At 59.5% G+C, this 20858-nt stretch carries 19 protein-coding genes; 12 read left to right on the forward strand and 7 right to left on the reverse strand.

Annotated elements, in window-relative coordinates:
• Positions 1–119 precede the first annotated feature (119 nt).
• The 6 genes from pckA to G5171_RS10065 all read left to right on the forward strand — a co-directional run bounded on the left by pckA (position 120) and on the right by G5171_RS10065 (position 6105).
• Positions 120–1745 carry a phosphoenolpyruvate carboxykinase (ATP) gene (gene pckA / locus G5171_RS10040; RefSeq protein ID WP_421212253.1) on the forward strand — a complete coding sequence of 542 codons (1626 nt, stop codon included), beginning with the start codon at positions 120–122 and terminating at the stop codon, positions 1743–1745.
• 192 nt (positions 1746–1937) lie between these two features.
• Complete coding sequence (locus G5171_RS10045; protein WP_041234058.1) at positions 1938–2603, forward strand: GntR family transcriptional regulator; 666 nt, start codon at positions 1938–1940, stop codon at positions 2601–2603.
• A 33-nt stretch (positions 2604–2636) separates the two neighbouring features.
• Positions 2637–4439 carry an aminopeptidase P family protein gene (locus G5171_RS10050; protein WP_421260125.1) on the forward strand — a complete coding sequence of 601 codons (1803 nt, stop codon included), beginning with the start codon at positions 2637–2639 and terminating at the stop codon, positions 4437–4439.
• A gap of 86 nt (positions 4440–4525) precedes the next feature.
• The gene (locus tag G5171_RS10055) at positions 4526–4930 is read left to right on the forward strand and encodes a nitrous oxide-stimulated promoter family protein (RefSeq protein WP_421260126.1); all 405 of its coding nucleotides are present in this window, start codon (positions 4526–4528) and stop codon (positions 4928–4930) included.
• A gap of 112 nt (positions 4931–5042) precedes the next feature.
• Complete coding sequence (locus tag G5171_RS10060; protein ID WP_337073149.1) at positions 5043–5501, forward strand: N-acetyltransferase; 459 nt, start codon at positions 5043–5045, stop codon at positions 5499–5501.
• Between the two features lie 136 nt (positions 5502–5637).
• Positions 5638–6105, forward strand: a complete 468-nt coding sequence (locus G5171_RS10065) for a glycine zipper 2TM domain-containing protein (protein ID WP_005342991.1) — start codon at positions 5638–5640, stop codon at positions 6103–6105.
• A gap of 82 nt (positions 6106–6187) precedes the next feature.
• Here G5171_RS10065 and amt read toward each other — a convergent pair whose 3' ends face one another.
• On the reverse strand, positions 6188–7615 hold the full coding sequence (gene amt / locus G5171_RS10070) for an ammonium transporter (RefSeq protein ID WP_005355035.1): 1428 nt from the start codon (positions 7613–7615) through the stop codon (positions 6188–6190).
• A 504-nt stretch (positions 7616–8119) separates the two neighbouring features.
• Between amt and G5171_RS10075 the strand changes: the two genes are divergently transcribed.
• The gene (locus tag G5171_RS10075; RefSeq protein WP_421260127.1) at positions 8120–9043 is read left to right on the forward strand and encodes a GGDEF domain-containing protein; all 924 of its coding nucleotides are present in this window, start codon (positions 8120–8122) and stop codon (positions 9041–9043) included.
• 90 nt (positions 9044–9133) lie between these two features.
• Here the strand turns inward: G5171_RS10075 and G5171_RS10080 are convergent, their stop codons facing one another.
• Entirely contained in the window at positions 9134–9757 is a 624-nt protein-coding gene (locus G5171_RS10080) for an outer membrane beta-barrel protein (RefSeq protein ID WP_421250881.1), read from the reverse strand.
• Positions 9758–10008: 251 nt separating this feature from the next.
• Between G5171_RS10080 and G5171_RS10085 the strand changes: the two genes are divergently transcribed.
• Positions 10009–10647, forward strand: coding sequence for an exopolysaccharide biosynthesis protein (locus G5171_RS10085; RefSeq protein ID WP_216979593.1), 639 nt, complete (start codon positions 10009–10011; stop codon positions 10645–10647).
• 66 nt (positions 10648–10713) lie between these two features.
• Here the strand turns inward: G5171_RS10085 and G5171_RS10090 are convergent, their stop codons facing one another.
• Entirely contained in the window at positions 10714–11988 is a 1275-nt protein-coding gene (locus tag G5171_RS10090; RefSeq protein WP_421212248.1) for an amino acid permease, read from the reverse strand.
• A 64-nt stretch (positions 11989–12052) separates the two neighbouring features.
• Between G5171_RS10090 and G5171_RS10095 the strand changes: the two genes are divergently transcribed.
• Positions 12053–12307: a hypothetical protein gene (locus G5171_RS10095; RefSeq protein ID WP_421260128.1), complete on the forward strand. Its 255-nt coding sequence runs from the start codon at positions 12053–12055 to the stop codon at positions 12305–12307.
• A 153-nt stretch (positions 12308–12460) separates the two neighbouring features.
• On the opposite strand, the gene G5171_RS10100 is transcribed toward G5171_RS10095, so the two are convergent.
• Positions 12461–13351, reverse strand: coding sequence for a GGDEF domain-containing protein (locus G5171_RS10100; protein ID WP_421260129.1), 891 nt, complete (start codon positions 13349–13351; stop codon positions 12461–12463).
• 295 nt (positions 13352–13646) lie between these two features.
• Between G5171_RS10100 and G5171_RS10105 the strand changes: the two genes are divergently transcribed.
• A complete protein-coding gene (locus G5171_RS10105) occupies positions 13647–13964 on the forward strand; it encodes a DUF6968 family protein (RefSeq protein ID WP_421260130.1) in 318 nt (105 codons plus the stop codon).
• A gap of 23 nt (positions 13965–13987) precedes the next feature.
• A complete protein-coding gene (locus G5171_RS10110; RefSeq protein WP_421260131.1) occupies positions 13988–14623 on the forward strand; it encodes a Vat family streptogramin A O-acetyltransferase in 636 nt (211 codons plus the stop codon).
• An 89-nt stretch (positions 14624–14712) separates the two neighbouring features.
• Here the strand turns inward: G5171_RS10110 and G5171_RS10115 are convergent, their stop codons facing one another.
• Positions 14713–15294: a penicillin-binding protein activator LpoB gene (locus G5171_RS10115; protein WP_266134588.1), complete on the reverse strand. Its 582-nt coding sequence runs from the start codon at positions 15292–15294 to the stop codon at positions 14713–14715.
• A gap of 467 nt (positions 15295–15761) precedes the next feature.
• On the opposite strand from G5171_RS10115, the gene G5171_RS10120 reads away from it, so the two are divergent.
• Positions 15762–18374 carry an AAA family ATPase gene (locus G5171_RS10120; protein ID WP_421260132.1) on the forward strand — a complete coding sequence of 871 codons (2613 nt, stop codon included), beginning with the start codon at positions 15762–15764 and terminating at the stop codon, positions 18372–18374.
• A 470-nt stretch (positions 18375–18844) separates the two neighbouring features.
• Here G5171_RS10120 and thiH read toward each other — a convergent pair whose 3' ends face one another.
• Together thiH and G5171_RS10130 are read right to left on the reverse strand one after the other, a co-directional pair.
• Positions 18845–20065: a 2-iminoacetate synthase ThiH gene (gene thiH / locus G5171_RS10125; RefSeq protein ID WP_421260172.1), complete on the reverse strand. Its 1221-nt coding sequence runs from the start codon at positions 20063–20065 to the stop codon at positions 18845–18847.
• 20 nt (positions 20066–20085) lie between these two features.
• A complete protein-coding gene (locus G5171_RS10130; protein WP_421255084.1) occupies positions 20086–20853 on the reverse strand; it encodes a thiazole synthase in 768 nt (255 codons plus the stop codon).
• Between the last annotated feature and the right edge of the window lie 5 nt (positions 20854–20858).

Here is a 20858-nt window from a genome sequence, read left to right on the forward strand (position 1 = left end):
TAATAACAAAAAAATACCCTATTTTATAAAGTTTGATGGCGATCGCTAAACTCTACCACCTAAGTGATAGGATGAACGTCAGATAGAACCCTACAAACCTCTGAACCCAGGAGAATACAATGACAATCGTGGCAGAACCCACCCTGGCCCAACAATTAGGACTGGACCAGTACGGCATCAAAAACAGCCAGGAAATCGTTCGCAACCCCTCTTACGAGCAGCTTTTCGCTGAAGAGACTCGCCCTGACCTGGAAGGGTTCGAGCGCGGCGTCGTCACCGAACTGGGCGCCGTCAACGTCAACACCGGTATCTTTACCGGCCGCTCTCCGAAAGATAAATATATCGTCAAAGATGCCACTACCCAGGATACTGTGTGGTGGTCTGACCAGGGTAAAAACGATAACAAAGCGATTACCCCCGAAGTGTGGTCACATCTGAAAGGGCTGGTCACCAAACAGCTCTCCGGCAAGCGCCTGTTTGTGGTAGACGGCTTCTGCGGTGCCAACCCGGACACCCGCCTGGCCGTGCGCATCATCACCGAGGTGGCCTGGCAGGCACACTTCGTGAAAAACATGTTCATCCGCCCGAGCGAGGAAGAGCTGAAAACCTTCAAGCCTGACTTCGTGGTGATGAACGGTGCCAAGTGCACTAACCCGAACTGGAAGGAGCAGGGTCTCAACTCCGAGAACTTTGTTGCCTTCAACATGACCGAGAAGATGCAGCTCATCGGTGGCACCTGGTACGGTGGCGAGATGAAGAAGGGCATGTTCTCCATGATGAACTACTTCCTGCCCCTGCGCGGCATTGCCTCCATGCACTGCTCCGCCAACGTGGGTCAGGACGGTGACGTAGCCATCTTCTTCGGCCTCTCCGGCACCGGCAAGACCACCCTCTCCACCGATCCCAAGCGTCAGCTGATCGGCGATGACGAGCACGGCTGGGATGACCACGGCGTGTTCAACTTCGAAGGGGGCTGCTACGCCAAGACCATCAAGCTCTCCGAAGAGGCCGAGCCGGACATCTACCACGCCATCCGCCGCGATGCGCTGCTGGAGAACGTGACCGTTGCTGCCGATGGCACCATCGACTTCGATGATGGCTCCAAGACCGAGAACACCCGCGTCTCCTACCCCATCTATCACATCGAAAACATCGTCAAGCCGGTATCCAAGGCAGGTCACGCCACCAAGGTGATCTTCCTGACCGCCGACGCCTTCGGCGTGCTGCCCCCGGTCTCCAAGCTGACCAAGGAGCAGACCAAGTACCACTTCCTCTCTGGCTTCACCGCCAAACTGGCCGGTACCGAGCGCGGCATCACAGAGCCGACTCCGACCTTCTCCTCTTGCTTCGGCGCAGCCTTCCTCTCCCTGCACCCGACCAAGTACGGTCAGGAGCTGGTGAAACGGATGGAAGCGGCAGGTGCAGAGGCCTATCTGGTCAACACTGGCTGGAACGGCACCGGCAAGCGCATCTCCATCAAGGATACCCGCGCCATCATCGACGCCATTCTGGATGGCTCCATCGAGAAGGCCGAAACCAAGGTGCTGCCGATCTTCAATCTGGAGATCCCGACCGCGCTTCACGATGTGAACCCGGCGATCCTGGACCCGCGCGATACTTATGCCGACAAGGCCGAGTGGGACGCCAAGGCGCAGGATCTGGCCCAGCGCTTCATCAAAAACTTCGAGCGCTTCACCGACAATGAAGAGGGCAAGCGTCTGGTTGCGGCAGGTCCGCAGCTGTAACTGTCCCGCTTCGAACCCTTGATATCATGCCGGTCAGCCATGCTGACCGGCATTTTTGTTTTATGGCAGCCCCGAACGCCGCCAACCACGCAGCAACAGACCCCTAAACCTTGCCTTGCCAGCCCTGACGGGGTAGATTCAGCCAAACTTTATACAATATACAATTTTGTAACGCCCAATCGTGACCCGACCATGACCCCACCCTACAAGACCCGAACCCAGATGGTGATGGAAAACCTCCGTGGCCGGATCCTCCGTGGGGAGTTCCCAGCTGGCGCCCCCTTGCGTCAGGATGCCATTGCCAAAGAGCTGGCCGTGAGCCGCATCCCGGTGCGCGAAGCCCTGATGCAGCTGGAGGCGCAGGGGCTGGTCAAGTTCGAAGCCCATCGCGGCGCAGTGGTCACCATGCTGGACGCCTCGGCCATCGACGAGCTCTTTTATTTGCGAGCGCTGCTGGAAGCCGATACCCTGTTTCACGCCGTCGACAAGATGACGGAAGCCACCTTCGCGCAAGCGGAGGCGATCCTCGCCCAATTTGATCACGCCCTGGAGTCAGGCACCCAGATCGAACATTGGGCCGAGTTGAATCACAGCTTTCACGCCACCCTCTATCAGGCTGCCGGTCGCCCCCAGGCACTTGACCTGATCGCCCAGATCAATCTGAGCTGTGACCGCTATGTCCGCTTCGAGCTGCTCTTTGCCCAGGGCGGTGTAGACAAGGCGGAACGTGAACACGCCCAATTGCTGGAACTGTGCCGCACCCGGCGCAAGCACGAGGCGGTGGTACTACTCAGGCAGCATATCGAGGCGGCGGGCCAGTCGATCAAACAGATCCTGGCCAGCGGCCATAAAAACTGAACACTCATATAGCAACCATCTGGCACTAACGACATGAATAATTTCGAGATAATTGAAACCCGCGTCGCCCAAGTCAGGGCCGAGCTGGCCATGCAGGAGTTGGACGCCTTTATCGTCCCCCACGATGATGAGCACCTCGGCGAGTACATCCCCGCCTATGCCGAGCGGCTTGACTGGATCACCGGTTTCAACGGCTCTGCCGGGGTCGCCATCATCATGGCCCAGCAGGCAGCCCTCTTTGTCGATGGTCGCTATACGGTGCAGGCGCGGATGCAAACTCCCGCCGAACTGTTCGAATTGCTCCACCTCATTGAAAATCCTCATGTGCAGTGGCTGGCCGAACAGCTGCCGTCAGGCTCCCGGGTTGGCTTCGATGCCCGCCTGCACAGCCTGACCTGGTACAAGAATGCCAAGGCCGTGCTGGCCGACCGAGGTATCGAGCTGATCCGCGTCGATCAGAACCCCATCGACCTGAACTGGAGCGATCGCCCCGAGCCCCCCAAGGCACCGGTCATCCTCTACAGCGAGGAGTTGGCGGGCCAGTCCAGCCAGTCCAAACGTGAACAGCTGGCGGCCGACCTGCGCAAGCGCGGGCTGGATGCCGTGCTGCTGACCCAGGCCGAGCCCATCAACTGGCTGCTCAACCTGCGTGGCCGCGACATCGAGCGACTGCCGGTGGTGCTCGGTTTTGCCGTGCTCTACGCCAACACCACCATGGATTTCTTCGTCGATACCGACAAGATCGACTGCTTCGCCTTCAGTCAACACGTGGGCCAGGATGTCTCCGTCTATCCTGTCGACAAGCTGGAAGATGTGCTGCAACGCATCGGTGAAGATCAGCAAAAGGTGCTGGCCGATCCGGACACGGCCAATGCCTGGACCCAGCTCATCATGGAAGAGGCGGGTGCCATTCTGGTGGCAGGCCAGGATCCAACCATGCTGCCGAAAGCGTGCAAAAACGAGATCGAGCTGACCGGCATGCGCGCCGCCCACCTGCGCGATGGCGTGGCTATGACCCGCTTCCTCGCCTGGCTGGATCGGCTGATCGCCTCCGGCGAATTCGAGGGAGTGGATGAAGGCACCCTGGCCGATCAGGTGGAAGCGTTCCGCCGCGAGCAGGAACACTACGTCGAGCCGAGCTTCGACACCATCTCGGCACTCGGCCCCAACGCCGCCATGTGCCACTACCGCCATACCAATGGCACCCCGCGCCCCTTCGGCCAGGACAGCCTCTATCTGCTGGACTCCGGCGCCCAGTATCTGGATGGCACCACCGACATCACCCGCACCATCAAGGTGGGTGAGGTGACCGATGAGCAGAAGGCGATGTTTACCCGGGTGCTGCAGGGACATATTGCGCTGGATCAGGCCCGCTTCCCGCGCGGCACCGCCGGTATCCAGCTCGACGTGCTGGCCCGCATGCCGCTGTGGCAAGCCGGTTACAACTACGACCACGGCACCGGCCACGGCGTCGGCCACTTCCTGAGCGTCCACGAAGGGCCCCAGCGCATCGCCCCGAAAGGGAGCATGGTCGCCCTGCAGCCGGGCATGGTGCTCTCCAACGAGCCGGGCTACTACCGCGAAGATGGCTTCGGCATCCGCTGTGAAAACCTGGTGGTGGTGACCGAGCTGGAGCAGATCGGCGAGCTGCCGATGTTGGGCTTCGAGCGCCTGACCTATGTTCCGTTCGATACCCGCCTGATCGATCGCAGCCTGCTGAGCCCGGCCGAGTTCCGCTGGATCAATGAATACCACGCCGAAGTGTTCCGCCGTCTGAGCCCGCTGCTCGAAGGCGATGATCTCGCTTGGCTGGAGCAGGCAACCAGCCTCATCTGATGACACAGGGCCTGCGGGCCCTGTTTTTTATCCCCCATTTGACCTGTATCAACACTCCAAGCGAGCAGGTCAGGAGAATGGCGGCCATGAAAAGTTATCATGCCAGCCCAGCCCGGGGCCCACACGCCGCAGCCAGCAAAAAGGCGAGTGACCACCCCAGACTCATGCGCGAGCAGCAGACGGTCAGCGCCATGATCCGCCTCTACTGCCAGCACCATCATCAGGATCCCCATTGCCGCCACTGTCGCCAGTTGCGGGATTTCGCCCATCAGCGCCTTCGTCGCTGCCGTTATGGCCACGGCCACAAACCCACCTGTGCCAACTGCAATATCTACTGCTACGCACCGGCGATGCGCAAGCAGATCCAGCAGGTGATGAAGTGGAGCGGCCCGCGCATGTTGCTGCGCCACCCCTGGCTCACCCTCCGCCACCTGCTCGACGGCTTGCGCAAGGCCCCCAAACTGCCCCAGAGCCGCCCCCTGCCGCCATAACCGCCAATCCCTTGCATCCGGCAGGGGATGACCACTACCCTATGACTCCTTTTTTGCCGTTGACCCCAAGGTCAGCGGCGTTGCCGATCCGTTTGTTGCCAATGGAGTCCTGATGCACCACAACCCGCCCCTGCTACGCACCGCTACCCACAATGACATGCACGCAATCTGGCAGATCGATGCCAAGGTGTTTGGCGAAGATGTCTATCCCGCCTTCTTCTTCCGTCAAGCGATGGATTTGTGGCCAGAGTTGTTGCTGGTGGCCGAATACGAGGGGCAGCTGGTGGGTTATGTGCTGGGGGGATTCGGTCAGGAGCGGTCGCAAGGCTGGGTGCTCTCGCTGGCGGTGCTGCCCGAGGCGCGCGGTTTTGGTCTGGCCGAGCGAATGATGCGCCAGATGGAGGCCAACCAGCAGGCGCTGCAGATCAGCGAACTGCGGCTCACGGTCGATCCGGCCAATCCGGCCCAACGCCTCTACTATCGGCTTGGATATCAACAGGTTGAAGAAGTTGAAAACTATTTCGGGGCAGGTGAACACCGGCTGGTACTGGCCAAGCAGCTAGCCGAGTAGCCCACCAAAGGGGCATTTAGCCGTAACAGGTCACATAATTGGTTACATTTCGCTGATTTAATGTCTGGGAAGGTTGGAGTAAAGTGCATTCCATCATCCAGATTGTTCAAATTACATGCAGCCTCGGAGGCCTATCATGTTGAAACGTATGACCATCATTGCCCTGCTGGCCGCCACTACCGTCACCGGTTGCGCCAACAGCGATGTTTACTCTGGCGATGTCTACACCAAAGACCGCGCCAAACAGGTACAGACCGTCAGCTATGGCACCATCATCTCCACCCGTCCGGTGAAGATCCAGGCCGATGAGAACTCCCTGCTAGGTACTATCGGTGGAGCCGTGGTCGGCGGCCTGCTGGGCAGCACCATAGGCGGTGGTACCGGCCGTGATATCGCCGCGGCCGGTGGCGCCATTGCCGGCGCGGCAGCCGGCAAGGCCGCTGGCGACAAGCTCAACCAGGTCGACGGGGTCGAGCTGGAGATCAAGAAAGAGAACGGCGAAGCCATCGTGGTAGTACAGAAAGCCAGCCCCACCTTCGTACCGGGCGCCCGCGTGCGCATGACCCAGGGCAATGGCAGCATCAACGTGGCCGTCGTGAATTAAGGGTGTGAAATAAGGTGTGGCCACACTTGAGCCATAAAAAAACCGCCGATCCCGGCGGTTTTTTGTTGTCTGACGTTCGGGATTACATGCTGTAAGCCTTCTCGCCGTGGGAGGTGACATCCAGCCCTTCCCGCTCGGCATCGCCGTTCACCCGCAGACCCACCAGCATATCGACCGCCTTGAAGGCAATCGCCGCCACAGCACCGGACCAGAGCAGGGTGACACCGACCCCGATGGCCTGGATCTTCACCTGAGTCAGGATGGAGTAGCCCTCGGCAACCTGATTGGTGACATAGTCCCACACCCCGGTACCGCCCAGATCCGGGCTGGCAAAGACGCCGGTCAGCAGGGCGCCGAGAATACCGCACACCCCGTGTACGCCAAACACGTCCAGACTGTCATCGGCCCCCAGCAGGCGCTTGAGACCGTGGACGCCCCACAGACCCGCCACGCCACTGATAAGGCCCATCACCAGACCACCGCCCACACCGACGAAACCGGCTGCCGGGGTGATCACCACCAGACCGGACACCGCACCAGAGGCGGCCCCCAGCAGGGAGGGACGTCCCTTCATCACCCACTCGGCCAGCGTCCATGAGAGAGCTGCCGCAGCCGGCGCTACCCAGGTGTTGATAAAGGCGAGTGCGGCGATACCGTTGGCTTCCAGCGCGGAGCCCGCGTTGAAACCGAACCAGCCGAACCAGAGCAGGGAGGCGCCGATCATGGTCATGGTCAGGCTGTGGGGGGTCATGGGATCACGACCGTAGCCCAGACGCTTGCCCACCAGATAGGCACCCACCAGACCCGCCACGGCGGCGTTGATGTGCACCACGGTGCCGCCTGCAAAATCCAGCGCACCATGCTGGAACAGATAGCCAGCAGTGGCGGTCGCTGTGGCCGCAGCCTCGGCGCTGGTATAGGCATCCGGACCCGCCCAGTACCACACCATATGAGCCAGCGGGATATAGGCGAAGGTGAACCAGATCACCGAGAAGAGCAGCACGGCAGCGAACTTGATGCGCTCGGCAAACGCCCCCACGATAAGGCCGCAGGTGATGGCGGCAAAGGCCCCTTGGAACACCACATAGATCAGCTCGCTGATCCCGACCCCCTTGCTGAAGGTGGCAGCGATGGAGTCAGGGGTCACCCCCTTGAGCAGCACCTTGCTGAAGGAGCCGTAGAAATTGCCCCCTTCGGTAAAGGCCAGCGAATAGCCGTAGATCACCCAGAGCACGCAGATGAGGCAGAACAGGGTAAAGACCTGCATCAGCACGCTCAGCATGTTTTTGGCCCGCACCAGACCACCGTAGAAGAGGGCCAAACCGGGGATCGACATCAGGATCACCAGCGCCGCCGAGAGCAGCATCCAGGTGTTGTCACCCTTGTTGATTGTCATGGCGGCAACCGGAGCCACCGCCGCCTGTACCTGAGCGACCTCTTCGGCCCAACTTGGGGTAACCAGCAAGGCAGGCAACATCGTCAGACCCGCCATCATCCATTTTTTGACCATAGAGCACTCTCCTTCCCTGTCGTACCGGTACAAGACCGGCTCCGTTTCCCTGATTGAATCTGTGGCGAACCGCAAGGTGTTGCTGCAACCCGCCAGAATCACACCCGCGCCCGGCACGGGGATGTCTCTTGCCACTTCCTCATCACTGCATCTGCCGCCGATGACCGCAAGAGACCGTCTGACATGTAAAAAGCATAAAGCGGGCCACAATTTTAAATCCTTTAAAATCATTAAATTAACTATCTCAGCTATCGTTAACGCACCAAAATAGCGCACACACTGCGCTAACCGATACTGAACCGCCCTGTCACAGGGCATGGCATGGCCGGCGCACCACAAATGCGCAAATACTGAACCAGCCCACAAGCTGAAGCCCTCGATATCGCGCGCTGCGGGCCAACTCGTTTACACTGGCAGACCAGCCGTTTCTGTTATCCGACTACGGCATACCATTACGCAGCGCCTTGTTTGCAACGTGATGGCGGGCCCAATCCGAGGAACACCATGCAGTTTGATCGTCTCGATATCAGCCTCTCCCACTACCATCAGCTCGATCGGGAGCATCGTTCCCACATCTTGTTGCTGGGGGGATTGATGCTGGCCATCATGACCCTTCATCTGTTGCTGCTGCCCCACTTCCCCTACGAACGCTTTTACGCCGTCAGCTTTGGCTTCGAGGTGATCAACTGGCTCACCATGCTGTTCCTGTTCTGGGTGGTGCAGTGCGCCCACCTGCCCACCCACACCTACCGCATGCTCTCCTGCGGTCTGATGTTGTGGATCATGGGGGCCACCGCTGACATCATGGATGAGCTGGTGGCACAGCCGCTCTGGCTCGCCATCTATGCCGAGGATCTGCTGCGATCCAGCGGCATCCTGCTCAGCAGCATCGGCATCCTGAGCACCATGCACCACCTCTTCCACATCAATACCCGGCTCAGACAGCAGGCGCTGTTCGACGATCTGACCCGACTGCCAAACCGGCGCTACTTTCATCAGCAGCTGTTTCTGGAGCAGGGGATGTGCCACGCCCTCATCCTGCTGGATCTCGATCACTTCAAGCGGATCAATGACAACTACGGCCACGATATCGGGGATAGGGTGTTGCAGCAGTTTGGCGAGCTGTTGCAACAGCACTGCCCGCAGGGTGCGCTGGCGGCCCGTGTTGGTGGTGAAGAGTTTGCCCTGCTGCTGCCCGCCGCCCACGAAGCCGACTTGCAGCAACTGGCCAACACCCTGCTCACTGCGACCCGCACCATAGCCCCCGACCCGACCCATACCATGACGGTCAGTCTGGGGGTGGGGATCCGCGAGCCCGGGGAGCCGGCAGTCTCGCTGTTCAAGCGGGTGGATCAGGCGCTTTATGGCGCCAAGGAGGCGGGGAGAAACTGCGCGGTATGGGCGACGCCGACTAATAAAGAGGTGTGAAGAGCTGCCGGTTGATGGCCGATCACGGCGGAACATTGCTGCTGAAACAGGTGCCCAGGGGCCCCTGTTTTATGGGGGAAATCCCCTCGCCTAAAAGCGGAAGGTAAGACCAATATTGGCCTGCCACTGGGTTACCAGCTCCCCGCGTACCTTGAACACGCACTGCTCCGGATTGCAAAGAAACTGGTTGTTGTCGTTAACCAGCGAGCCATAGCCGCGCACCTCGGCCCGCAGCGCCAGATGCTCGGCGAGGCGCGGTTGCACCCCGAGCGCCAGCGACATGGAAGGAGTCACCTCGCTGTCGTAGGCGGCAAAACGGGTCACCCCGATCCCGGCGCCGATATAGGGCGCCATCAGGTTGTCAGAGAGGGTCAGTGCACCGGCAAAGTGCAGGATGTCCACCGTCAGGCGGTCTGGCTGATCGGGAGAAAGGGTGGTTGACTGATGGTTGTAGAGCAGCTCAATCATGCCCGGATCATCCACCTCCTTGCTGATAAAGAGACCCCAGCTGCCGGAGCCCTGTCCCTGCAGTGAATCAAGCGATGCAGAAAGCGGCACCGGCTGCACCACCTCGTCACCCTTCTCGAAGTCGATGGCTGAGCTGTAGCCGAAAAACGGCGTCACCTGCCAACCAGATGTGGTCGCAGCCTCGCTACTCCAGGCCTGCCCCAGTGGCAGCAACAGCCCCATCATCGCTATCCCGGCTCTCTTCATCATCGTCCCCTGCTCCCTGTGTGATTGTGCAGAAAGCATACCAGAGGCATCCTGCGCCCATCCTAAATGGCGGCTGTACCGGATCACTTTCAGTGCGCGATATCCCCTCGCCGAAACCTCTGCCAAGCAACGCGACAACCGCCGCTATGTAACACCCATCACCATTCATCGACGGTTAACCTCTGCCACGTATGCTGGCGCCAAATCGGGTCATCGGAGCCCGTGATCACCACTCAGAAGGACATCAGGGAATGGTTGCCGCGCAACTTCACGACCCCCAAACCACCCTCGCGGATACCCTGCGGGCCACCGCGCACGCCATCGACGAGAGCCACATCAGCCTGCGCCAGATGCTGGAGCTGGTGGGCGAACAGGGCATGCTGCTGTTTTGCGTGCTGCTCACCGTCCCCTTTCTGTTGCCGGTCTCCATCCCCGGTGTCAGCACCCCGTTTGGCCTGCTGATCCTTTTTATCGGTATAGGCATCACCCTCAACCGGGTGCCCTGGCTACCCGCCATCCTGATGGAGCGCCGCTTCGCCGCCGACCAGCTCAAGCCGACCCTGCACAAGGGGGCAGATCTGCTGGCCCGTGTCGATCGCGTTATCCGCCCGCGTCTGCTGGTGCTGACCGGCAGCAGCACGGTCAACCGCTGCAACGGTCTGCTGATCATGCTGGCCGCCCTGCTGCTGATGCTACCCTTGGGCGCCATCCCCTTCACCAACGCCATGCCTGCCTGGGCCATCCTGCTGCTGGCCACCGGCATGTTGCAGCGGGACGGTCTGTTCGTCGCCAGCGGCTATCTGCTGGTAAGCGCAACCCTGGTCTGGTTCAGCGTGCTGGCCATCGGCTTGCTGATGGCGGGCCAGAGCGCCACCGGCCTGCTCGGCTAACCCCGATGCACAGAAAAAGGGCGACCAGATGGTCGCCCTTTTGGATTTGTGCGGGATACTGCCCGGTCAAAGCAGATCGTAGATAAGGGCCGAGATGGCAAGCAGCCCCATCACCAACACAAAAAGGGTACTCGGCCCGCGATAACGCTTGAGTGCGGGCAAGCGATAGATAGAGCAGGCTGGCAGCAGAAACAGGATCACCGCGATCAGCGGGCCACTGACGCGTTCGATGATGTCGAGCACATTGGGGTTCAGATAGGTGATGAGGGCGGTCACCAGAAACAGGATCACCGACGACACCCGGGCGATGGTCGACTCCTTGAGAGAGAGCCCCAGCCCCTGACAGGCACCGCTCACCATGCTCACCGTCCCCTCGCTCACCCCCATGGAGGTGCCGAGGAAGGATTTGGACATGGCCAGAATGGCGATAAGCGGCCCCACATAGGCGATCAGCGGATTGGAGAACTTGTTCGCCAGCGCCGACAGCACGGAGATATTGTCGGTGCGGGCCAGCGCCATCTCGGCCTGACTCAGGCTCATCACGCAGCTCACCACGAAAAAGAGCACGCTGCCGCAAATCAGCATGCTGCTGTATTTGATGATCCGCTTGGCACGCAGGTCGGCACTCTCCTGACAACGCTTCTTCTGCGCCGCACTGAAGGAGGAGATAATGGGCGCATGGCTGAAGGAGAACACCATCACCGGCACGATCAGCCAGAGGGATTTCCAGAACGCCGGATCACGCCACTCCACTGCCTGACTCTCGCTGAAATAGGAGAGGCTCCACTGGGGCAGCAGATAGATGGATAGGCCAATCAGAAAGGCGACCATCGGCAGAGCCAGCACGCTGATGGCCGACACCACGATCTGTTTGCCAGCCAACAGGATCAGATGCAGGCCCAGCATCACCCCCAGCACCAGCAAGCCGCGGGGAAGCTCGGCGTCCCCCAGCTGGTGAACCACGAAGCTCTGGATCGCATTGGTGATAGAGATGCTGTAGACCAGAATGATGGGGTAGAAGGCCATCAGATAGACCAGCATCAGCAGCTTGCCCGCTCTGGCACCGAAGTGCTCCTCCACCACATGGGTGATATCCCCTTCCTTATGGGAGCTGGAGAGCACAAAGCGGCTCAATGCCCGGTGGGAATAATAAGAGAGCGGGAAAGCCAGCAATAATATAAATAGCAAAATAACCGGAGAATTACTGCCAACAGTAATAGGGAGAAATAACGTACCGGCACCAACCGCAGTGGCATATAAGCCCATGGTCCATACCGAATCGCTTTTCTCCCATTTCAATTTTGAAACAGGGTTACTCTTTTCAGCAATAGAAACACTCATTGCAATATATACCTTATTAGTCTGTCATCATTATTTTTATTGGCCCGAATAACAGGCTGGCGATATGTCATGGCAGATCGCCCTGTTCGTGAAAGAACAACACCGCCAGTGGCCAATAGGGCCACCGGAAGGGAACGGAGCTGCCACGCTACCATCGTTGAAATCGCCAACCTGGTCAAGGTTAATAATTCATGACCGTTTGAATCAGATTGTTTCAAAAGACAACGAAGTGTGTCACATTCGTCATCAAGAACCAGATTCAAACCCTTTTGATAACATACCGATAAAACCTCATCCTGTTGCCCAACAACATAAATAAGACCAGCGATCAGGCCGATAATATTAACACCTTATCCTTTAGAATATGAGTTAAATAATAAGCCCAACTTTTCTACTAATTGACAGTGATGTCAGTCAACTTATTTAGAGTAAAAGAACGAGCTATTTCCGCCATGCGACCGGATAGACACTCTCAACCTGCCGGGCAGTGTGCTACCCGGTTGCGGCCTGCCCGCTTGGCTCGATAGAGCCACTCGTCGGCCCGGGCCAGCGCCTGATTGATCTCCTCCTCCGGCTGCACCAGGGTTGTGCCCAGACTGACCGTGATGGCGACCGGATCGGCAGGCAATGCTTCGACAGCGGCACGGATCTGCTCCGCTATCTGCAGCAAACCGGCTTCATCGATCCGTGGTAAAAGGATCAGAAACTCCTCGCCGCCGCTGCGCACAAAGAGATCGTCCGCCCGCAACAGGGCATCGATGCAGCCACTGAATCGCTGCAAGGCCCGATCTCCCTGCTGATGACCGTAGTGATCGTTGATCTGCTTGAAGTGATCGATGTCGAGCATGATAAGGCCACAGGGCGCCTCCCCTGCCCGCAACGGCTGACAGTGCTCGAAGAAAAAATGGCGATTGTAGAGACCGGTCAGCTGGTCGGTTTCACTCTGACGCAGCAATCGCTGCTGCAACTCGTACTGGCGGGTAATATTGCGGGTCACCCAGGCTACCGCCCGCTTGCCGTCATAGAGGGAGGGCAGAGGAGCAATCTTGCCCTCAAAGCGCTGCATCCCTTGTGGCCCGACACCGGCATCAATGCCACCCACCTCGCTAGCCGCCAGATCGTACTCGACCACCTGAACCTGGCCGCTATCCAGCGCCAGCGCGACCTGCGCCATCACCCAGAGCGCCATCGTCTCCGGCAGCACATCCCGCAACTGCTTCCCTGCCAGCGGATTGCCGTCCTGATAGGATTGCTGCTCCATGCCTCCTATGTATTCAACGTAATAACCATCTTCACTCAGGATAAAGACCGGGTCGGGCAACTGGGCCATCACCTCGTAAAGCTGCAATACCGACAGTGTCATAGATGCTCCTGTACTTCAGCGGCCAACAGGGGCCGTATATTGTGCCCCAACCCGATGATCCACCAGCAATCAGCATAAGAGATAGATTTGCAGCGGTAGCCAACAATCCTTTACAGCAAGTGTACCCCGCGTGGTGAAACAGCCCGTCGCAACACGCAAACCACCGGGATCCCCCCATATCCCATTGTTTCAAAAAGAGGCTTCGTTTAGGCTCCTTTGGCTCGCCCCCATTTTTATCCCTCCATGGAGACGCAGCCCGATGCCGCAGGAGGGGAATCGCACAAGGAGTTGCAGGATGAAGAATGCCATCGTTACCGCCCGCTTCGACGCTATCAGTACCGAAGGGGAACAGCTCACCCTCAAGATCGCCATCAAGGCCCCCGAGCCGGATCCCAAGTCCGCCAGCGGTGACTGGCGCTGCAAGGTGAAGCTGGCGGGGCTGAGCGACAAAACCTTTATCTACGGCATCGACAGCCTGCAGGCCCTGAGCCTCGCCATCAAGTTTGTCGAAACTGAACTGCGCGCCTTCTCCGATGCGGGCTGGCAATTCTATCTGCCAGGCTGCCCCGATCACCCCATCGACATGAGCGCCTGCTACTTCCCGGCGATCTAGCCCGGCCAACCCTAGGAGCCCGGATGCACGGACCCGACCCCGCCAATCCCCACCCCATGAACGGCTTTCCCCAGGTGTGTTTTATCAAGAACACCATCAAGGGGCCCAATATCGAGGTGGGTGACTACACCTATTACGACGACCCGGAGGATTCGGCGGGCTTCGAGCGCAACGTCCTCTACCACTTCCCCTTCGTCGGCGACAAGCTCATCATCGGCAAGTTCTGCGCCATCGCCCGCGGGGTGAAGTTCATCATGAACGGCGCCAACCACCAGACCTCCGGCTTCTCCACCTACCCCTTCTTTATCTTCGGCAACGGCTGGGAGCATGCCGCCCCCGCCCCGGGCAGCCTCCCCTACAAGGGGGATACCGTCATCGGCAACGATGTCTGGATTGGCTATGAGGCTCTGATCATGCCGGGGGTAAAGGTCGGCAACGGCGCCATTATCGCCGCCCGCTCCGTGGTCACCGGTGACGTGCCCGCCTACACCGTGGTCGGCGGCAACCCGGCCAAAGTGATCCGCTACCGCTTCGACGACGACACCATCGCCCGTCTCAACGCCATCGCCTGGTGGGACTGGCCGGTGGAGCAGATCAGCCGCAACCTGCCGCTCATCAGCGGCGGCGAGATAGCCGCGCTGGAAGCGGCAATCCGCTAGAGACAAGCCCCATCAGGCATAGGGCCAGAAATGAGAAGAGGGTTGAGCGTACAGGCACTCAACCCTCTTTTTGATTGGTCGCAGACCGCTCAGTGGCTGGCGGAGCGACTACCGCTCCAGATCAGCTCGCCGCTGCGCAGCTCCATCAGGGTCATCGACAACCGATAACGGCTCCCCTGTGTCACCAGATCCCCGTAGAGCATGTAGCCGGCGCCGGTCTGACGGCCAAGCCGCACCAGGGAGGCCGGGTTCATCCTGCCCTGCTGATACTCCAGCTGGCCGGTGATGGCTGCCACCTGCCCTTGGTCGACAAAGTGAAAACCGCTCTTGCTCTGGATGCGCTTGCTCATGGCCGCCGCCATGGCGCGGGTGTCCACCGGCTCGCCGGTGCCGTTCTGGGGCGGGGTGAGCAGCAGCACCGGCTGACCGGTTTGCGCCAGTTCCCGCACCTCGGGGGCCTGCACAAAGAGATCGGCCATGGCCTGCGCCAGTCCTGTCGGCGCCACCGGCTTGGGCTGAACGTCCCCGCTATCCGGTTTGGTCACCGGCTTGTCCGGCTGGCTCACTGGCTGATCGGGTTCACTGACAGGAGCCTGAGTACCACCGTAGGGATTGACCGCACAACCGCCCAGCAGCAGGGCCCCCACCATCAACAAGGAACGCAGCTTCATCTTTTCTCTCCGCCAGAAATCCGTAAACGGGCATCAACACATGCCCGCATGGCGGAGCCCCTGCCCCGCATCCTCCTTATGCTAGGGACAAACCCCGGCGGGGTCGATGCCCCACCCGCCGTCAGACGACAGAGGTTGGCCCAGATAACCCGCACCGGTATCCGAGAGTGAGGATTGAAATATGAGACGCCAGCAAGGCCGCACATCAAACAGACAGGAATAGTGCGAGGTCGCCGACAATCCCCCACCATCCACCTTGACCATCTAGTACCACCTGGTCATGGTGATCACTCTTCATCTGGAACTGAGCCAGATGCAACTGACCGTCATCAGCCACACCAGTTTCTAGGCCCGACCCTTCTACCGGGAATAGGATTATTCCATTCTTGGCGAACTGCCGGATATACCACTGGTGGTATGGCGGTAGTTCTCTGAAAAAGCAGATGTGAGCAACAAGGTGCAAATTGATGAGCATTATTCAAGAGATCTATGCGTGGTCCAAGGGACTTGCTGCTTGGCAGCAAGATGCTATTGCTAGGCTCTACCAAGACCGCTCACTTAGTACTGCGGATCTGGAAGACCTCTATGCATTGGCCAAGGTAGAAGTGGGGATTCCAGATCCAGATGGCCGGATACCCAAGAAGCTTCAAGACACACAGGTTGCTCCGCCTGCCGATCCAGCCCGAGTAGTTCAGTTAGCCGCGATCAAGGGGCTTGTGAACGTCAATGCATTGGCGAACGGCGGGAGAGTCCCGATCGCTTTAGCTGGTCTAACCGTCATCTACGGGGAAAACGGAGCCGGGAAGTCGGGATACTCCAGAATATTCAAACACGCGTGTCGCGCTAGAGATCGGCGCGAGCCCATCCTACCCAACGCCAACCTAGACCCCAAGGACGTTGGCACCGCTCAGGCTGTGTTCGAGGTTGTAATCGATGGTACAGCGATTGACCTTCCTTGGCAGTACGGTGTGATAGCGCCTGAACCACTTTCGGATATCTCAATCTTCGATACCCACTGCGCCCGAGCTTACATCGATAACCACGGGGACTTTGCTTACACCCCATATGGGCTGGACATCTTGGAGGGGCTAGTCGGTGCCTGTACCAAGCTCAAGGCGCGGGCTACGCAAGAGAAGGCTGCGAATGCTCCAAGTGACGCAGCGTATGCCGTGCTGATGAGAGAGCAGACTGCGGTCGCCACAGCACTACTTGGTATCCCGACCCAGACAAAACCAGAGCACATTGAGAATTTGGCCACGCTTAACCAAGCCGAGCTGGATCGGCGAGCCCTGCTGACCAAAACCCTCGCAGAGGCTGATCCTAAGCAAAAAGCCCAAGCGACTCATCAGAAGGCCGCGCGCCTTACGGGGTTGAAGGATCGGATTACCGCCGCGATAACACTGATCGACGATGAAAAGGTCACACAGCTTAAAGGGCTTATTGATAAAGCAAAATCGGCCAAAGCTGCCGCAGACCTAGCGGCGACCGAGTTCAAACAAACTCCGGGTCAACTTGCTGGCACTGGAAATGAAGAATGGAAAACGCTTTTTGAAGCAGCCCGAACTTTTGCCAAAGTAAGCCACCCAGACCATGAATTCCCGGTGCTTCCCGAAGACTCTGCATGCCCCCTCTGCCAAAACATGCTTGGACAGGATGGGGCTGCGCGTCTGGTGCAGTTTGACACGTTTATCAAGCAGGCAGCTGAAAAAGCTGCGGCCGAGGCGCACGAGGTAGCAGCAACGGCCTACAACGTGATCAAGAAAGCGGCCTTGGACATCATATTCCGTGATGGTTTGGTGGAAGAGTTGACGGAGATTGCTCCTGAACTCGCTGCTGGATGCTCGACGATGCAGAAGTGCCTGAATACCCGTCATCAATTGGTGTTGCAGGCAGCGGCGACCGAGCTCCCGTGGGAAGAGATTTTGGCACTGTCGAATGACCCTCGACCGGGGTTGGTAAACATAATTGAAGGTCTACAGGAACAGGCCAAGGCTTTGGAGGCCACGGCCGATGAGAAAGTTCGGGCTGATATGATGGCTGAGAAGCGAGAGCTTGATGCGCGGGTACGCCTGGGGGAAGTCAAGACCGCTGTCTTAGAGGCAATCACCAAGCATGAGATCTGCCGTAAGCTTCAGGCGTGTATTGATGGTTTGGATACGCGAGCAATCTCCAGAAAGTCTACCGAGCTTTCGCGGACAACGGCCAGCAAGGAGCTGGCGGACGCTCTCAACGATGAACTCAAACTACTCAAGGTGCATCAACTTCAGGTCGTAATGAAGCCAGAGTCTCCAGGGGGAAAGACCCAATTCAAGCTGGTCCTTCAATTGCCTGGTGGAGGTTCACCTGCCGCCATCCTCAGTGAGGGGGAGCAGCGAGCTATTGCCATCGCATCCTTCTTGGCAGAGATAAAGCTTGGCAAAGGACGTGGCGGGATTGTGTTTGATGATCCAGTGTCATCACTCGATCACAGGCGCCGTTGGGAGGTGGCGTATCGTTTAGCCCTTGAGTCACTCACCCGACAGGTGATCGTCTTCACCCACGACATCTACTTCCTCTGCATCTTGGAGCAGAAGATCGAGGAACTTGGGTCAATGCTGAGCAAGAACTACATTCGCAGAACAGCCCAAGGATATGGTGTGCACTCGCAGGAGCTGCCGTTTGACGTTGTGGGCACCAAAGATCGTCTGGCAAGGCTCCGGCAAGAACTCGTGGAGGTTCGTAGAACGCAAAAGGATGGGGACGAGGATGAACATCGTCGTCTGACTGCATTTTGCTACGGCCGGCTACGCCTGGCTTGGGAGCGGTGTGTCGAGGAGGTGTTGCTGAACGGCGCGGTCCAGCGGTTCGGTGAAGGTGTGTCAACACAGCGCCTTAAGTCTGTCGTTGTGACCGATGATGACTACCGGGAAGTTGATGCAGGAATGTCTAAGTGCTCCAAGTTCGAGCACGATGCCGCAACAATTGTTGGAAGGCTCCCAATCCCAGAGCCTGATGAACTTGAGCAAGACATAGCGAGACTGGCGGCATGGCGAGACACTATTAACAGGCGTCTGATCGATACGGCCAAGACCAGAAGCTGAGTGTCTACTAGTTACATAAACCCACTAGGCCAAGTCTGAATGGCGGGCACGGTTTTGGTTCCCCCTCTTATTCGCTGAGGCGAGCCCGCTTGTCCAGGCCGCGAGACAGGATGTCGAGCGAGCGGCGCCGGGCCATGGATGGCCCGTCGGCGCGTGCCGTCGGACAAGCGGGTGAGCCGAAGGAACCCGACGAAGTCGGGCGAATAAGCGGGGGAGAGACCTTTGGTGACTTTGGGTCTTTCCAAAGTCACTCGCCCCGGCCCGAAGGGCGGGCGAAACCCCTTCGAGGCCAACGGCCTCGCGTCCTGCTCGGCGTAGCCGAGCCATCCATCCCCACACAACAAAGCGGACGATTACGCCTGACGGCTAATCGACCCTACGATTGCACGGCGCAGCCGTGCCTGCTTGCCACAGGCACGGAGTCTGGCTGAACGCCTCAGAAGCTACCGGCAAAGGGGGCGTGACCGCCCCTATCGGCCCAAGAATGGCTCCCAGTCCTTGAACACCGGCTGCAACCCCGCCTGCCGCACAGCGGCGGCGACTTCACCGACCGGGCGATCGTCGTGGATGGCGAACTGCTCCAGCTCCTCTTTATCCCCCTCGGCATAGCCACCCGGTTGGGTGCGCGACTCGGCCGACATCTGGGTGATGCCAAGGCGCACCGCGCCGTTGCGAAAGGTGGCCGATTCGCGGGTGGAGAGGGACAAGTCCAGCGTCGGCGAGAAGAGGCGCCAGGCGCAGATAAGCTGGGCCAGCTGGCGATCCGACATGACCACGGCAGGTTCCAGCCCACCTGTGCAGGGGCGCAGGCGCGGGAAGGAGAGCGAATAGCGGCTCTGCCAGTGGTGGCGCTCAAGCCAGCTCAGATGCTCGGCGACAAAGTAGCTGTCGGCGCGCCAGTCCGAGGAGAGACCGATCAGCGCCCCCAAGCCGATTTTGTCGATACCGGCGCGGCCGAGCCGATCCGGCGTGGCAAGGCGCCATGCGATGTCCCGCTTGTTGCCGCGCAGGTGATGGCGGGCATAGGTGGGGGCGTGGTAGGTCTCCTGATAGACCATGACGGCGTCGAGGCCGAGAGTTTTCAGTTCGGCATATTCGGCCTGCGAGAGGGGCTGCACCTCCATCCCTACCGTGCTGAAGTGGCGGCGGATGATGGGCATCACCTCGCGAAAATAGGCGAGCCCCACCTTGTGCTCGTGCTCGCCGGTCACCAGCAGCACGCTGTCAAAACCACGCGCCTTGATGGCCAGACACTCGCGTTCAATCTCCTCGCTATTCAAGGTCTTGCGCTTGAGGCGGTTGCTCATGGAGAAGCCGCAGTAGGTGCAGTCGTTGGCGCAGAGGTTCGACAGATAGAGCGGCACATAGAAGCCGATGGTGTTGCCAAAACGCTGGCGGGTGAGCCGCTCGGCCTCGGCCGCCATCTGCGGCAGATAGGCTTCGGCAGCTGGCGAGATCAGCGCCATAAAATCGGCCAAGGTACGGCGGGGTGAACCCAGCGCCCGCTCTACATCGGCGGCGGTCTTGGCGCGGATCTGCATGCCGATATCGTCCCACTCCAGCTCCTGCCATCGGTCGAGAAAGGAAGGCTCCTTAGCCCTCACCCCCGGCGCCCTCACCCCCAGCCCCTCTCCCAGAGGGAGAGGGGGGCAAACCTCTGGCTGCCCTTGGGGCAAGGGGGAGATGTTCATGGTCGCCCCTGTTTCATGACTCATAAAGCCCCCAGAAAATCGGTGAGCGGGCTGGAGGCTTGGGCCTGCAGGACGCGCGCGCCAAGGCCAGCTTCATAGGCGCTGCGACCGGCGGTGCAGGCCAGCGCAAAGGCGCGGCCCATGGCGACCGGGTCGCCGCTCACCGCGATGGCGGTGTTGACCAGCACGGCATCGGCGCCCAGCTCAAAGGCAGCGGCGGCGTGGCTTGGTGCACCTATGCCCGCGTCCACTACCACGGGCACATTGGCCTGCTCGACGATGATGGAGAGAAACTCCCGGGTCACCAGCCCCTGATTGGAGCCGATGGGTGCCCCGAGCGGCATCACGGCGGCGCAGCCCACCTCTTCCAGCCGCTTGCAGAGCACGGGGTCGGCGCCGCAGTAGGGCAGCACCACAAAGCCCTCTTTCACCAGCTGCTCGGCGGCTTTCAGCGTCTCGATGGGATCGGGCAAGAGATAACGGGGATCGGGGTGGATCTCCAGCTTCAGCCAGTTCGTCCCCAGCGCCTCGCGGGCGAGATGGGCGGCAAATACCGCCTCGGCGGCGGTCTTGGCGCCGGAGGTGTTGGGCAGCAGCTTGACCCCGAGTTGCAGCAAGGGGCTCAGGATATCGTCGTGGGCCTTGCCCGGTTCGAGCCGCTTGATGGCCATGGTGACCAGTTGGGAGCCACTCGCCTCGATGGCTGCGGCCATCAGATCCGGGCGGGCAAACTTGCCGGTTCCGGTAAAGAGGCGCGAAGAGAAGGTGTGATCGGCAATTTTGAGCATGTCAG

Origin of the sequence: Aeromonas sp. 600774, from assembly GCF_049175075.1 — a bacterium.
Taxonomy (GTDB): domain Bacteria; phylum Pseudomonadota; class Gammaproteobacteria; order Enterobacterales; family Aeromonadaceae; genus Aeromonas; species Aeromonas veronii_A.